Annotated in this window: 13 protein-coding genes; 10 read left to right on the forward strand and 3 right to left on the reverse strand. The window is 33.6% G+C overall.

Annotation, left to right across the window (positions count from 1 at the left end; translation table 11 throughout):
- Positions 1–146: 146 nt before the first annotated feature.
- On the reverse strand, positions 147–917 hold the full coding sequence (gene surE / locus EG358_RS01560; protein ID WP_076561363.1) for a 5'/3'-nucleotidase SurE: 771 nt from the start codon (positions 915–917) through the stop codon (positions 147–149).
- A gap of 142 nt (positions 918–1059) precedes the next feature.
- Between surE and EG358_RS01565 the strand changes: the two genes are divergently transcribed.
- On the forward strand, positions 1060–3189 hold the full coding sequence (locus tag EG358_RS01565) for a carboxy terminal-processing peptidase (protein ID WP_076561362.1): 2130 nt from the start codon (positions 1060–1062) through the stop codon (positions 3187–3189).
- A 70-nt stretch (positions 3190–3259) separates the two neighbouring features.
- Here the strand turns inward: EG358_RS01565 and EG358_RS01570 are convergent, their stop codons facing one another.
- Positions 3260–3763 (reverse strand): superoxide dismutase family protein, encoded by a 504-nt coding sequence (locus tag EG358_RS01570; protein ID WP_076561361.1) that lies wholly within the window; start codon positions 3761–3763, stop codon positions 3260–3262.
- Between the two features lie 271 nt (positions 3764–4034).
- On the opposite strand from EG358_RS01570, the gene EG358_RS01575 reads away from it, so the two are divergent.
- The 8 genes from EG358_RS01575 to EG358_RS01610 all read left to right on the forward strand — a co-directional run bounded on the left by EG358_RS01575 (position 4035) and on the right by EG358_RS01610 (position 11169).
- Positions 4035–6257: a TonB-dependent receptor gene (locus EG358_RS01575; RefSeq protein WP_076561360.1), complete on the forward strand. Its 2223-nt coding sequence runs from the start codon at positions 4035–4037 to the stop codon at positions 6255–6257.
- 187 nt (positions 6258–6444) lie between these two features.
- A complete protein-coding gene (locus EG358_RS01580) occupies positions 6445–7095 on the forward strand; it encodes a hypothetical protein (RefSeq protein ID WP_076561359.1) in 651 nt (216 codons plus the stop codon).
- Between the two features lie 324 nt (positions 7096–7419).
- Positions 7420–8745 carry a 2TM domain-containing protein gene (locus tag EG358_RS01585; RefSeq protein WP_076561358.1) on the forward strand — a complete coding sequence of 442 codons (1326 nt, stop codon included), beginning with the start codon at positions 7420–7422 and terminating at the stop codon, positions 8743–8745.
- Positions 8732–9031, forward strand: a complete 300-nt coding sequence (locus EG358_RS01590) for a 2TM domain-containing protein (protein WP_076561357.1) — start codon at positions 8732–8734, stop codon at positions 9029–9031. The genes EG358_RS01585 and EG358_RS01590 overlap by 14 nt, the downstream gene beginning before the upstream one ends.
- Before the next feature lies 1 nt (position 9032).
- Positions 9033–9599 (forward strand): methyltransferase family protein, encoded by a 567-nt coding sequence (locus tag EG358_RS01595; protein WP_076561356.1) that lies wholly within the window; start codon positions 9033–9035, stop codon positions 9597–9599.
- A 178-nt stretch (positions 9600–9777) separates the two neighbouring features.
- Complete coding sequence (locus EG358_RS01600; RefSeq protein ID WP_076561355.1) at positions 9778–10074, forward strand: 2TM domain-containing protein; 297 nt, start codon at positions 9778–9780, stop codon at positions 10072–10074.
- A gap of 25 nt (positions 10075–10099) precedes the next feature.
- Entirely contained in the window at positions 10100–10372 is a 273-nt protein-coding gene (locus EG358_RS01605; RefSeq protein WP_076561354.1) for a 2TM domain-containing protein, read from the forward strand.
- Between the two features lie 53 nt (positions 10373–10425).
- Positions 10426–11169 carry a LytR/AlgR family response regulator transcription factor gene (locus EG358_RS01610; RefSeq protein ID WP_083677058.1) on the forward strand — a complete coding sequence of 248 codons (744 nt, stop codon included), beginning with the start codon at positions 10426–10428 and terminating at the stop codon, positions 11167–11169.
- A 452-nt stretch (positions 11170–11621) separates the two neighbouring features.
- Here the strand turns inward: EG358_RS01610 and mnmA are convergent, their stop codons facing one another.
- On the reverse strand, positions 11622–12809 hold the full coding sequence (mnmA, locus tag EG358_RS01620; RefSeq protein ID WP_076561353.1) for a tRNA 2-thiouridine(34) synthase MnmA: 1188 nt from the start codon (positions 12807–12809) through the stop codon (positions 11622–11624).
- Positions 12810–12964: 155 nt separating this feature from the next.
- On the opposite strand from mnmA, the gene EG358_RS01625 reads away from it, so the two are divergent.
- The gene (locus EG358_RS01625) at positions 12965–13492 is read left to right on the forward strand and encodes a hypothetical protein (protein ID WP_076561352.1); all 528 of its coding nucleotides are present in this window, start codon (positions 12965–12967) and stop codon (positions 13490–13492) included.
- Positions 13493–13560: the final 68 nt, after the last annotated feature.

Below are 13560 nucleotides of genomic sequence, written 5' to 3' on the forward strand. Positions count from 1 at the left end.
AATTTTTACACAGATTTTCGACTTTCCACAGATGATTGAGAATAAAATAGGTTATAAAGTAGATTGCCACGAATGCACGAATTCTATAACTAAATCTGTGTAATTAATTCGTGCATTCGTGGCAAAATAATAAGTGAGAGAGATATTTAATCAAAATCCATCACCTCACGAAGCGTATTCATATATTCATAAGCGGTCATATCAAACTTCACGGGAACAATTGAGATATATCCGTTGGCCAAGGCTGTTTCGTCTGCATCTTCAGATTCATCCATATTGTTGAAATAACCAGTTAGCCAGTAATATTTTTTACCGTGCGGATTGATTCTTTCGTCAAAACTTTCTTCCCATTTTGCATGAGCCTGCTTGCAGATTTTCACACCTTTTATTTCTTCTTTTAAAAGCTTAGGAATATTAACGTTAAGTACAACACCTTTAGGCATTGGGTTTTCTAAAGTTTTCTTTACAATATTCTGAATATATTCTTTAGCCTGTGTAAAATCTGCTTCCCAACTAAAATCTAAAAGTGAAAAACCTATCGAAGGAAGACCTTCTACACCGCCTTCTACAGCTGCTGACATCGTCCCCGAATAAATTACGTTGATCGAAGAATTGGCGCCGTGGTTGATGCCTGAAACGACAAGATCTGGTCTCCTAGGAAGTATTTTATCTAAAGCCATCTTTACACAATCCACAGGAGTTCCGCTGCACGAAAAATCGGTTTGTGGACCTTCAAGCTGTACTTCTTCATAGCTCAGTGTAGAGTTTATCGTGATTGCATGGCCTTTTCCGCTTTGTGGGGAGTTGGGAGCAACCACCACTACATCGCCGATTTCATTCATAAATTCTACAAGATTTCTGATACCCGGAGCTGTAATACCATCGTCATTAGTTACCAGAATAAGTGGTTTTTCCATAAAAATTTAATTTTAACAAAATTACTTAAAACTAATTGATAATTGTAAATAAGGTATTAAATTTGATAGTTTGTAACAGTCATTTAATAAATGCTACTTATTACATGATTTCATAGAATTAATAAAAATATATTACAGATTTATGTGGAAAAATTTTAAACTAAATAAATTTCTACTCTTTATTCCATTAACAAGTCTTATGTTTTGTTTCAACTCGCCAAAAGATGACGATGAGAAGATGCAGACGATAATGGTGAGTGTTAAAAATACACTTTCTTACTTACACTACAGCCCAAAACCTATTAATGATGCTTACTCAAAAGATGTTTACAAACATTATTTTGAAATGATTGATCCGGGTAAAAGATATTTCCTGCAGTCTGATATGAACGAATTTGCCAAGCACGAAACAAAGCTTGACGATTATATCAACCAGGGAGATCTGCAGTTTTACAAACTTACCATTGACAGATTATATCAAAGAGTAGATGAAATAGATAAGCTTACCCAGGAAATTTTCAGCAAGCCGATCAATCTGGAAGAAGATGAGACGCTGACGCTGGAAGCAAAACTTAAAAACGTTCCTGCCGATAAGAATGAGCAGTATAATGAGTGGAAAAAATTCATCAAATACAATATCCTTCAGGAAATTGAATCGATGAACAGCAAAGAAGAAGCTCAGAAAGAAAAGAAAGATTCTGTACAGAAATTTAAGCTGAAAGATACCATCAAGCTTGAGATTCTTAGTCCTCAACAAAAGCTTACAAAAGCAACAGATGAGGTGAAAGATCTTGTGAAAGAAACATTTACAAGATTTAAAAAGAGAAAAAAAATGGATTGGTTTTCTGTTTATATGAATGCGTATACAGAAGTTTTTGATCCACACACCAATTATTATTCTCCAAAAGATAAAGAAGATTTTGATACCCAGTTTAAAGGGAAAGTTATCGGAATTGGTGCTATTATTCAGGAGAAAAAAGGAAATCTTTATTTAGGTGCTTTAACGATCGGTGCGCCGGCCTGGAAATCCAAAAAATTGTCTGATGGCGATAAAATCTTAAAAGTAAAATCTAATCCTAAAGAAGACCACGTAAATGTCGTAGGAATGCTTTCTGATGAGGCGGTAAGATTGATAAGAGGTGAAAAAGGAACTCCGGTTACATTGACGGTTCAGAAAAAAGATAAAACCATTGTAGAAGTGACGATGATTCGTGAAGAAGTGGCTATTGAAGACACTTTTGCGAAAAGTATTATTGTAAACTCTCCAAACGGGAAAAAATACGGATTTATCAATCTTCCAAGTTTTAATGCAGATTTTGAGGATGAAAAAGGAAGAAACGCTTCTGATGACATCAAAAACGAGATTATCAAGCTGAAAGCTCAGAATATTGAAGGAATTGTTTTAGACCTTAGAAATAACGGTGGTGGTTCTTTAACGGAAGTTGGTGATATCATGGGATTATTTATGAATGCAGGTCCTTATGTTCAGGTAAAAGACGGAAACGGAAAAATTCAGACGTTAAAAAACAAGCAGGAATCACCTGTGTGGACTGGTCCTTTAGTGATTATGCAAAACGAAATTTCGGCTTCTGCTTCAGAGATTCTGGCAGGTGTAATGCAGGATTACGGAAGAGCGGTTATCGTTGGTTCGCCTCAATCTTATGGTAAAGGAACGGTGCAAACTTTCGTAGATCTAAACAGATTTTTAAACACTGAAGATGATTTTGGATCTTTAAAACTGACGATTCAGAAATTCTACAGAATTACCGGAGAATCAAACCAGAGAAAAGGGATTGTTTCTGATATTCAGATGAAAGACTTCTTCACGTACGCAGAAATTGGGGAAAGATATGATGATTTTGCTTTGGCTTGGGACAAGATTCCTAGTGCAAATTTCCAGAAGCTGAGTTATTTTGATGTGAAAGCTTTAGAAAAAGCGAGCAACGACAGAATGGCAAAAAATGCAAACTATCAATTGTTGCTTGAATCTGCGCAATGGAGAGAGCAATTAGATAAAGAAGAAACCATTACATTGAATATTAACAAGTTTAATGACTTAATGAAGCACAGAAAATCTCAAATTGAAAAGTTTAAGAAACTGACAAAATTTGATAACGGATTAAAATTTGAAATGTATCCTGCAGAAATCGAAAGAGAAAAGAAGGATGAGGTTTTCAAAAAGAAATCTGAAATGTGGATCAAAAATCTCAGAAAAGACTCTTATCTTGAGGAAGCAATGAATATCGTTGCAGACATGAAAGCTAAAGTGTAAGATAAATACTATAAAAAAGCGGCGCTAATCGAAGATTAGCGCCGCTTTTTTTGGTTAAGAATGGAAGAGATTATTTAATTTCTATACATCCCACTCTTCCGCCCGCATTGCCGGTTGGCTGCGTCATAAAGTCGTCTTTATCAGCATGAATGATGATTCCTTTTCCAATGATATTTTTAGATTCGTCTACACAATCAAGACACCATTTATCGGTTTTAAAAGTCAGTTTTGCTTTTCCGTCTGCACCGGCTTCCAGATTTCCGATATCTCCCATATGGAAATGATCAGATCCCCATTTTCCGTGGTCATTTTTCCCCGGATTCCAATGTCCGCCTGCAGAAGTTGCATCCGGAGCAGAGCAATCACCTTTTTCATGAATATGCACTGCATGAATTCCCGGTGTAAGATTCGTTACTTCCAAATCCATAACCACTTCATTTCCGTTTTGAGTAAATTTTGCCGTTCCTCCGGTTTCAGTTCCGCTTTTTGCCATAACGTTGTACGTTTTGCTAGAACTGCATGATGCTGCAAATAAAGCGCAACTTGCTAATAATGTTAAAGTTTGTAGTTTCATAAATTAATATTTAAATGTTATGATCATAAAGATAAATAAAGAATTTCAGAACAGAATATAATTTGGAAATTATAAAATACATATACGATTGATCTTGAAGTCAGTTATGAAGAACCTTACTCGAATTTTTTACATTTTATCACTTCATTTTCGCAATCGTTTGAGAATAAAAGTCAGAAAAAACGATTCAGTTTCAAAATTCTACAGCTCAGCAACAAAAAGTTTAAAGGCATAAAAATTCAGCCTATTTTTGATTCGAATTAAAACAGCTATGAAAACAAAACTATTATTTCTCATCTCTTTTTTCTCTTTTGCTCTGAGTTTTTCTCAGACAAAAATCACCGGAAAGGTGACTTTTAAAAATAAGGGAATAGGCGAGATTAATGTTACTTTAAAAGATACTTACGACGGTGCAACCACAGATTCCGACGGGAATTTTTCTTTCGAAACTTCCGAAAAAGGAAACCAAATATTAACCTTCACGCATCCAAAATATAATGAAGTTCAAAAACCTATTGTAATTGAGGATAAAGACGTTTCCGTAAACACTGAATTAAAGGAACAAATCAATGAAATAGATGCAGTCGTGATTTCTGCAGGTTCTATCGAGGCAAGCGACAGAAAAAGAGCAACCGCTTTACTGACACCGATTGATATTTACACAACGGCCGGAGCCGACGGACAAATTTCTTCTGCTCTGACTTATCTTCCCGGAGTACAGAAAGTGGGCGAAACCGAAGGATTATTCGTTCGTGGAGGAACAGGAACAGAAACCAAAATTTTTATGGATGGAAGCTTAATCAATAATTATTTTTCAAGCTCTGTTCCCGGAATTGCAGGAAGAGACCGTTTCAATACGTCTCTTTTTAAAGGAAATATATTTTCCAGCGGTGGATATTCTGCGTTGTACGGCCAGGCTCTTTCCGGAGCATTGATGTTGGAAAGTGTAGATCTTCCCGACCAAAGTTCTTATGATTTCGGGGTTTCACCGATATTTTTAAATGGAGGTTTCCAGAAATTAGGTGACAATAAAAACTATTCTTACGGCGCAACTTTGGGATATTCAAATTTAAATTTAATGCAGAAAATTTTCAATTTTAATACAAATTTTATTGATGCACCTCAAGGTTTAAACGGTGATGCGAATTTTAGAATCAAAACAAAATCAGGAGGATTTTTAAAATACTACGGAATGTTTGACACGAATAGAATGGGCGTAAAAACCGAAAGTTTAGAACCGGGATATGATTTTGCATTAGTAAGATTAAAAGGTGAAAATACCTACCATAATTTGTCTTTCAAGCAAAAATTCGGGAAGTATCTTTTCAATACAAGTGCTTCGTATTCTTACAATCAGTCAGATTTAAATTTTTCGACAGAAACCAATCAAATTGAATCGGAAAAAACAGAATTATTAAATGACGGAAATTATATCAATTTTAAAGCAGTTATCGACAGGAAAATTAATAAAATAAGCGCTTTGCGAGGCGGATTTGAATTGAATTATGCCAATGAAAAACTGAATTTCGGCGAAGTCAATAAAAACTATCGTGATTTGATTTCTTCCGGTTTTTTGGAAACAGATTTGGGTTTCAGCAACAATTTATCTGCGAAAATTGGAGTCAGAGCCGAAAATTCTTCTTATCTGAATAAAAATAATTTGGCACCACGTTTTGCTTTGGCTTATCGTTTGGCAAAAGACTGGACAACCTCTTTCGCTTACGGATTGTTCTTCCAAAATCCTGAAAGTAAATACATTAACTCTTCTGCAGATTTAGATTTTCAAAAATCACAACATTATATTTTTCAGGTTCAGAGGTCGACAGAAGGACGAAGCTTGAGATTTGAAGCTTTTTATAAAAAATATGATGAATTGATTAAAACTCAGAATATTGTCCCGAACAGCAACCAGAATCAGCAAGTACAAACAGCTTTTAATAATAACGGAAACGGTTTTGCAAAAGGGCTTGAAGTGTTTTGGAGAGACAAAAAAACATTTGAAAATATCGATTACTGGATCAGTTATTCGTTCCTGAATTCTAAAAGAGATTTCCTGAATTATCCTGTAAGTTTAAAACCCAGTTTTGCGGCTGAACATACCATTTCCGTAGTTGCCAAAAGATTTATCCCGGAATGGAAAACCGGAGTGAATCTTTCTTATACATACGCAAAAGGGCGACCTTATTACGACATCGTGACACAAAATGATAAAAACATTATCCGAAACGAAGGAAGGCTGAAAGATTACAACGCTTTGAATTTAAGCTTTAATTATCTTCCGAATATTGGTAAAAAAGACTCAAAAGCATTTACTATTTTCGTTTTAAGCATCTCAAATATTTTAGGAAATAAAAACGTTTACGGATACAATTTTTCACAAAACGGAAGCCGAAGCTCTGCAGTTGTTCCACCAGTCAATACGTTTGTTTTTGTGGGGATGTTTATCAGTTTTGGAGTCGATAAAACTCAGGATGCAATTAATAATAACCTTTAATTCTTTTAAACCGCAAAAGATACAAAAGAAGTGATTGAAAAAAGGATTATAAAAGGTTACAAAAAGTAAACCTTTAATGTTGTTTTGTTAGCTTTTAAAAAACTAAAACAATAATAAAATCTTTTGTCTCTTTTGCGGTAAAAAAAATATCTTTAAATAAAAAATAACATTAAACAATTTAGAAATTATGAAAAAATACATTTTAAGTTTTGCTTTAGCTTGTATGAGTTTATTATCTTTTGCTCAGGCTAATTATGAAAAAGTAATGACCGAAAAGATTGCTAAAATCGAAACCTGTAAAACACCGGAAGATTTCCAGGCTTTAGCCAACGATTTTCAGAGAATTGCTGAGAAAGAAACCACAAAATGGTTACCGAATTATTATGCTGCTTTTGCTTACATCCAAAAAGGAAGAGTGTTGATGAGAGAAGGAAAAATGCAGGAATTGGATGCTGTCGCAGATCAGGCTCAGAAATTTATTGACGCTGCAGAAAGTGTTGAAAAAGAAAATTCTGAAATTCATTTGCTTCAAAAAATGGTTTATTCATTAAAAATGATGGTGAATCCTCAGGAAAGATACATGACTTTTGGAATGAAAGCTCAGGATGAACTTAATAAAGCTGAAAAATTTAATCCAAATAATCCAAGAGTGACGCTTATAAAAGCGGAAGATATTTACTTTACACCAGAACAATATGGAGGAAGCAAAATAAAAGGAATGGAACTGTTTAAAGCTGCTTTGGAAAAATTTAATTCGTTTAAACCAAAAACAAGTTTAGAACCGAATTGGGGGAAAGAGGAAGCAGCGTATTTTATTGGATTGGAAAAAGCAAAATAGTTTTGTTTAAAAAATAACTCCTTAAAAAATTTAGAATTAAACACTTTCAGTATTTCAAACGCTGAAAAGGTTTTAAGATTATAAAAAAGTTTTGGAGGTTGCGAATAGTTCTTATTATCTATTTTTTTAAGTGTGTTTGTCATGCTGTAAGCATCTCTACAACGTTTGTTTAGATTCTTTTCAGAATGACAAACATAATGTTTATCAGATTAAATATGAACATGTAAAAAGTTTTACTACAGTTCGGAACATAAAAATAACCATTCAGTAAGGAAAAATTTCGCAGAATTTAATAAAAGCTACTTTTGAAGTATAATTTGAACAATGAAACGTAAAGATTTTATCATTTTATTTTGGGTGTCTTTGGCAACCACCCTGATTTTCTTTTTCCTTTCGACAGAAGAAAAAAATCTTGAGAATTTCTCGCTTACTTTGCTTATTTCGGCGATGTATTCTTTTGTGATAGGAATCGGAAATGGCTTGATTAACGATTTTCTCAACAAGAAAATGCCGTGGTCTGAAGCGACGACCAAAAGAGCTGTTTTAAGCATCGTTTCCATTCTTATTGCCAATTTTATTCTGGTGTATTTCTGCAACTACATCAATTTTGTGATCATCCAAAAAGAGGCTACAGCGGAAATGTTTTTCTCAGGGAAATACAATTTTACCAATTGGTTTATGATCAATGTTGCATTGCTGATCTCTGCTTTTCTGCATGCGAAAGGCTTTATGGAAGAGCTTAAAAAGAACACTAAAAAAGAAGTTGTAGAACAGAAACTTATCGCAAAATCTGCCAATGCACAGTTTGAAAGCTTAAAAAACCAGCTGGATCCGCATTTTCTTTTTAATTCTTTAAATGTTTTAAGCTCATTAATAGACGAAAACCCAAATCAGGCACAGAAGTTTACTGCTTCAATGTCAAAGATTTACAGATATGTTTTGGAGCAGAAAGATAAAGAATTGGTGACGGTGGAAGAAGAAATAGAATTTGCCAAAACTTATTGCGAATTACTAAAAACAAGGTTTGAAGACAGCGTAGATTTTGAATTTATTGTTGAAAAAGAAGATTTACGAAAATTTGTTGTTCCGCTTTCATTGCAATTGCTTTTGGAGAATTGTATCAAACATAATTTTGCAACGTCTTCAAAACCGTTATTGATCAAAGTGTTTTCTGAAAACAATACGTTGTGTATAGAAAACAATCTTCAGGCGAGAGAATTGATCAAAGAAAGCGCAGGAATAGGTTTGGCAAATATTGTTCAGCGGTACGCTTTGCTTACAAAAGAGAATGTTTTTATTGAAAAATCTGAAGATTATTTTAAAGTAAAGCTTCCGATTTTATTAGGTAAACCGAAGATTGTATTTGAAAAAATAGAAGATGGAGACAAGGCGTATAAAAAAGCCAAAAAGAGAGTAGAGGAAATCAAAGGATTTTATTCTAATCTGATTTCTTATTGTATTGTTATTCCTTTTTTAATTTTTATCAATCTTACTACAAACAGCCGCAATCACTGGTTTTGGTTTCCTTTACTGGGTTGGGGAATTGGTGTAGCGACTCACGCATTTCAGGTTTTTGGAGTAGGAGAATCGTGGCAGGAAAAGAAAATCAGAGAAATTATGAACAAAAACAGAGACAATGGAAAAATTTGACGAAAATGATATCCGATATCAGCGGGCGAAAAAAGAAGTAGAAAGATTAAGAGGTTTTTATGGGCATTTATTTGCCTATATTACTGTGAATCTCTTGATTGTTTGGTATAATTATACCAATTTGAAACCGGGAGAAAGCTATTTTCAATTTAAAAATTTCTTTACGGCAACATTTTGGGGAATAGGGCTTATTGCGCATGCGTTTGTGGTTTATTTTCCTAAAATAAATTTTGTGAAAAGATGGGAAGAAAAGAAGATTCAGGAATTTATGGATAAAAATAAGTGAAATGAATGCATTATATCTGCTTTTTTACAGTTCTATTGCTGGATGGTTTTTGAGCGAAATTTACTACAAGCAAAAATTTAAATCAGAAATAAATGACCAAAAGAAAGATAAGTCTACACTCAATATTTTGTGGGTTGTTATTATTCCGTCAGTTTTTTTGGCAGTAATGGTTTCTAAACTGACTTCTTTTCATATCAGGAACCAATATTGGATTTTATATTTAGGTGAAATTTTAATTGTGACGGGAGTGCTTTTCCGTTGGATGATCATTAAATCTCTTGGGAAATTTTTCACGGTAGATGTTTCCATTAAAGAAGATCATCAGATCAAAAAAGAAGGTTTTTACAGGTTTGTAAGGCATCCTTCTTACTCGTTTGCACTTCTCACTTTTCTGGGTTTGGGATTATTTCTAAATAATTGGTTTTCTCTGTTTATTACTTTTGTGCCTACATTTTCAGCATTTTTATATCGAATTAAAGTAGAAGAACAGGCTTTGATACAACAATTTGGAAATGAATATTTGGAATATAAACGGACAACAAAAAAGCTGATTCCATTTGTATATTAATTAAAAAGATAGTTTTTAAAAACATAAAATAAAATCCCGATTTCCGTTGAGTCGGGATTTTTGCTGTTCAGTCAATATTTTCCACAGTTCAGTAATATAAAGTTGATTTGAGGAAGCTAATCGACCTAAATTTGACTCAAGAAAACAAACAAATAGTAATTTAAAGAAATAAAAGATCATGGAAAATTTATCATTAAACAGAGAAAACTTAGCGTACAAAAAAGCAGCAAAAAGAGTAAAAGATCTGAAAGGGTTTTATGGAAATCTTACTTCTTACTGTTTGGTTATTCCGTTTTTGTTGATTCTAAATCTTTTGACATCACCTGGTCATTTATGGTTTTATTGGCCAATGTTAGGATGGGGATTAGGCCTTACTTTACATGCCGTAAGTACTTTTGGAATCGGTAAAAACTGGGAAGAGAAAAAAATAAGAGAATTGATGGAGGAGGAGAAAAGAAATTCAAAATCACTTTAATTAATAAACTTTAAAACGTAATAAAATGAATTATAACAGCGCACAACAAAGAGTAAAAGGCCTAAAATCATTCTATAAAAACTGCATGTGGTTTACGATCGTTGCCGGATTTATTCTTATTAGAAATTTTATTAAAGATAATGGAACAATCCACAGTTTTCAAGGATGGTTTATTCTCACAGTATGGGCAATAATTTTAGGAGTAAAAGCTGTAAATCTTTTTATATTTGATGCCGAGTGGGAAAATCAAATTTTAGATGAAGAACTTAATAAAAGCAAAAAGCCGATTAATTTTTAAAACTAAAAGAGATTTAATTATTTTTATTTAAAATTAAACTTAAAAGCCAATTAATGATTAAAACAGTCATCATCGAAGACGAAAAACCTGCAGCAAGAAAACTAGAAAGAATGTTGAGTCTTTTTCCTGATTTGCAATTAGTTGCCAATCTTGAATCTGTAGAAGAAGCAGTGACTTGGTTTTCTGAAAATGAACATCCGCAACTTATTTTTTCAGACATCGTTTTGGGAGACGGTCTTTCGTTTGATATTTTTGAGAAAATTTCTACAAAAGCTTTTATTATTTATACCACAGCTTTTGATCAGTACACCTTGAAGGCTTTTAAACTCAACAGCATCGATTATCTTTTAAAACCAATCATGGAAGAAGATCTTGCCGGAGCAATCGAAAAATTCAAATCATTTATTCCTTCCGGTGAGTCGGTTAATTCACAAGAAATAAAGCAGTTAATTAAAAAAGAAAAATCTACACTTTCAAGAATTCTGGTGAAGATCGGTTATAATTTAAAAATTGTACAGACGTCTGAAATCAGCTGTTTTTTCAGTGAAAATAAAATTGTTTATCTGCAGACTCAGGATCGGGTATATCCTTCAGAATTTACTTTAGATGAATTAACTGATGTGCTTGATGATAAGCAATTTTTTCGTGTCAACAGGCAGTTTATTATCAACTCAGATTTTATAAAAAATATTCATACTTCGCCCAATTATAAAGTGGAGCTGAATTTTCAGCCAAAGGAAGAAATTACAGTGAGCCGTGAAAGGGTAAAAGATTTTAAAGACTGGTTGGTGGCTTAGATCTTTTAAAATGAGAGAGGCCTGAATCTCTTCAAACCTCTGTTTATAATTATTTCTGAATTTCTTTTTCCGGTTTATAACCATATTTTTCAACCATAATATAAGTTAAAACCACCAAGATAATGCTTAGCGTTAATCTTGAATTTTCTGGATGTACGATTTCCTGATAAAGATTGTAACCTAAAGTCGCAGAAACTATCGCAATTAAAATTTGGTTTACGTAAGCGTACTGATTTTTAAAGTCGTTTTCATGATAAATATTTTTAATTGTTATTTACTGAGTAAGTATCACAATCAGAAATATGTTACAGAAAACTTTTTTCCTTTTTAAGAAACAGAGGTATTGGCTTTATTCAAGCTTCATCAGCGACTTGTCGCCATTTTTTGCTCCTCAAAATAATAAGCTTAAAAAATTAAGTCTTTGCTTTAAAAATAATCTTTTCAATATTAAATTACGAAATTACTCCGCTTCCGATCAATTCATCATCAATATACCAGGCTGCAAATTGTCCTTCAGCGATTGCAGATTGAGGATTCTCAAATTCTACAAAAAAACTGTTTTCAAACTGATAAATGGTAGCTTTCTGAAGTTCTTGTCTGTAACGGAATCTCGCCATTACTTCCATTGATTCTCCATTTTTTAATCTTAAATCTTCACGTACCCAATGCAGTTCAGCATTATCTATTTTCAGCGCTTTTTTATGCAATCCAGGGAAGCTGTGACCTTCACCGACAAAAATAATATTGTTTTCCATGTCTCTCGACACAATGAAGCAACTTTCTTTATGTCCGCCTATTCCTAGTCCTTTACTTTGTCCGATCGTGAAAAATTGAGCGCCTTGGTGCTTTCCGATTACTTTTCCGTCAGCTTTTTTATAATTAATTTTTTGACTTAAAAATTCTAATTCTTCCTCTTTAGATGAAAAGCTTGGAGCTTCCTGTGAAAAAAGCGGAGAATCTTTGAAAATCTCTACGATTTCACCTTCTTTAGGAATCAATTGCTGTTGTAAAAATTGAGGAAGGCTTACCTTTCCGATAAAGCAAAGTCCTTGAGAGTCTTTTTTATCAGCCGTTACCAAACCAATTTCTTTGGCAATTTCTCTTACTTCAGGCTTCGTCAATTCACCGATTGGAAATAAAGCTTTTGACAATTGATCCTGATTCAGCTGACAAAGAAAATAAGACTGATCTTTATTATTGTCTTTTCCTGCCAACAAATGAAAAATTTCTTTTCCGTTTTCATCAAAAGTAGAATCTACTCTTGCGTAATGTCCAGTTGCCACTTTATCAGCACCTAAAGACATTGCGGTCTTCATAAAAACATCAAATTTCACTTCTCTGTTGCACAAAACATCAGGATTCGGAGTTCTTCCTTTCTGATATTCATCAAACATATAATCGACGATACGTTCTTTATAAAGTTCGCTCATATCAATCACCTGAAACGGAATTCCCAGTTTCTGGGCAACCATCAAAGCATCATTGCTGTCCTCAATCCACGGACATTCGTCTTCTAAAGTTACCGAAGCATCGTTCCAGTTTCTCATAAATAAAGCCACAACTTCGTGACCTTGTTGCTGCAGCAAATACGCTGTAACACTCGAATCTACACCTCCGGAGAGGCCTACTACTACTTTCATTTAATTCAATTTTACGAAACTCTTAACGGGAGTTCTTAGTTGAGCGGCAAAATTACGATAATCCTATTCACAAAAAAAATGATAATTTTATGCATTGATAAAAACGATAGTATCACAAGATCGTTGCTTAACTTTCACCAAGTAAAATATTTAATATGAAAAAACTATTTATTTCTTCATTCATCCTGATTTCCGGATTGTCATTTTCTCAAGTTGCAATAGGTACACCAACCGCTGAAACCAATAAATGGACTTTCGGTGGTGGTTTAGGCGTTGGTTTCGGTAGCAATTCTTATTTTAATTTGCAGGTTGCACCCAGAGTTGGTTACCGGCTGACAAACGATTTGGAAGCAGGTTTGATTGGAAGCGTTTCCTGGCAGACTTCAGATTATTATAAATCGACAATGTTCGGTTTTGGTCCGTTTGTGAATTATTATTTTGCCAGATCTTTCTTTGTAAGCGGGAATCTGCAGCATTTTTTCATCAATTATGAAAATAAATTTTATGACTATAAAGACGATCAGCAGGAAACGGCTCTTTATTTAGGAGGCGGATATATGCAACAAATCGGGAATAATTCTTTTATGCAGATCGGATTGATGTATAATGTTTTGTATAAAGAAAACAGCAGCGTTTTTTCTGGTGGATTGATTCCTAGTGTTGGTTTTGTGGTTGGACTTTAAGATTTTCCCACAGATTATACAGATTATCACAGATGCTTGAGCATGAATTTGTGATATTACTTTGATTT

Origin of the sequence: Chryseobacterium indoltheticum (assembly GCF_003815915.1) — a bacterium.
Taxonomy (GTDB): Bacteria; Bacteroidota; Bacteroidia; order Flavobacteriales; family Weeksellaceae; genus Chryseobacterium; species Chryseobacterium indoltheticum.

Bases quoted from the DNA above. Each gene is read 5' to 3' on its own strand.
- mnmA (WP_076561353.1), bottom strand. From the start codon at position 12,809: ATGAAAGTAGTAGTAGGCCTCTCCGGAGGTGTAGATTCGAGTGTTACA.
- EG358_RS01565 (WP_076561362.1), top strand. From the start codon at position 1,060: ATGTGGAAAAATTTTAAACTAAATAAATTTCTACTCTTTATTCCATTA.
- EG358_RS01625 (WP_076561352.1), top strand. From the start codon at position 12,965: ATGAAAAAACTATTTATTTCTTCATTCATCCTGATTTCCGGATTGTCA.
- EG358_RS01570 (WP_076561361.1), bottom strand. From the start codon at position 3,763: ATGAAACTACAAACTTTAACATTATTAGCAAGTTGCGCTTTATTTGCA.
- EG358_RS01595 (WP_076561356.1), top strand. From the start codon at position 9,033: ATGAATGCATTATATCTGCTTTTTTACAGTTCTATTGCTGGATGGTTT.
- EG358_RS01575 (WP_076561360.1), top strand. From the start codon at position 4,035: ATGAAAACAAAACTATTATTTCTCATCTCTTTTTTCTCTTTTGCTCTG.
- EG358_RS01605 (WP_076561354.1), top strand. From the start codon at position 10,100: ATGAATTATAACAGCGCACAACAAAGAGTAAAAGGCCTAAAATCATTC.
- EG358_RS01580 (WP_076561359.1), top strand. From the start codon at position 6,445: ATGAAAAAATACATTTTAAGTTTTGCTTTAGCTTGTATGAGTTTATTA.
- EG358_RS01610 (WP_083677058.1), top strand. From the start codon at position 10,426: ATGATTAAAACAGTCATCATCGAAGACGAAAAACCTGCAGCAAGAAAA.
- EG358_RS01600 (WP_076561355.1), top strand. From the start codon at position 9,778: ATGGAAAATTTATCATTAAACAGAGAAAACTTAGCGTACAAAAAAGCA.
- surE (WP_076561363.1), bottom strand. From the start codon at position 917: ATGGAAAAACCACTTATTCTGGTAACTAATGACGATGGTATTACAGCT.
- EG358_RS01590 (WP_076561357.1), top strand. From the start codon at position 8,732: ATGGAAAAATTTGACGAAAATGATATCCGATATCAGCGGGCGAAAAAA.
- EG358_RS01585 (WP_076561358.1), top strand. From the start codon at position 7,420: ATGAAACGTAAAGATTTTATCATTTTATTTTGGGTGTCTTTGGCAACC.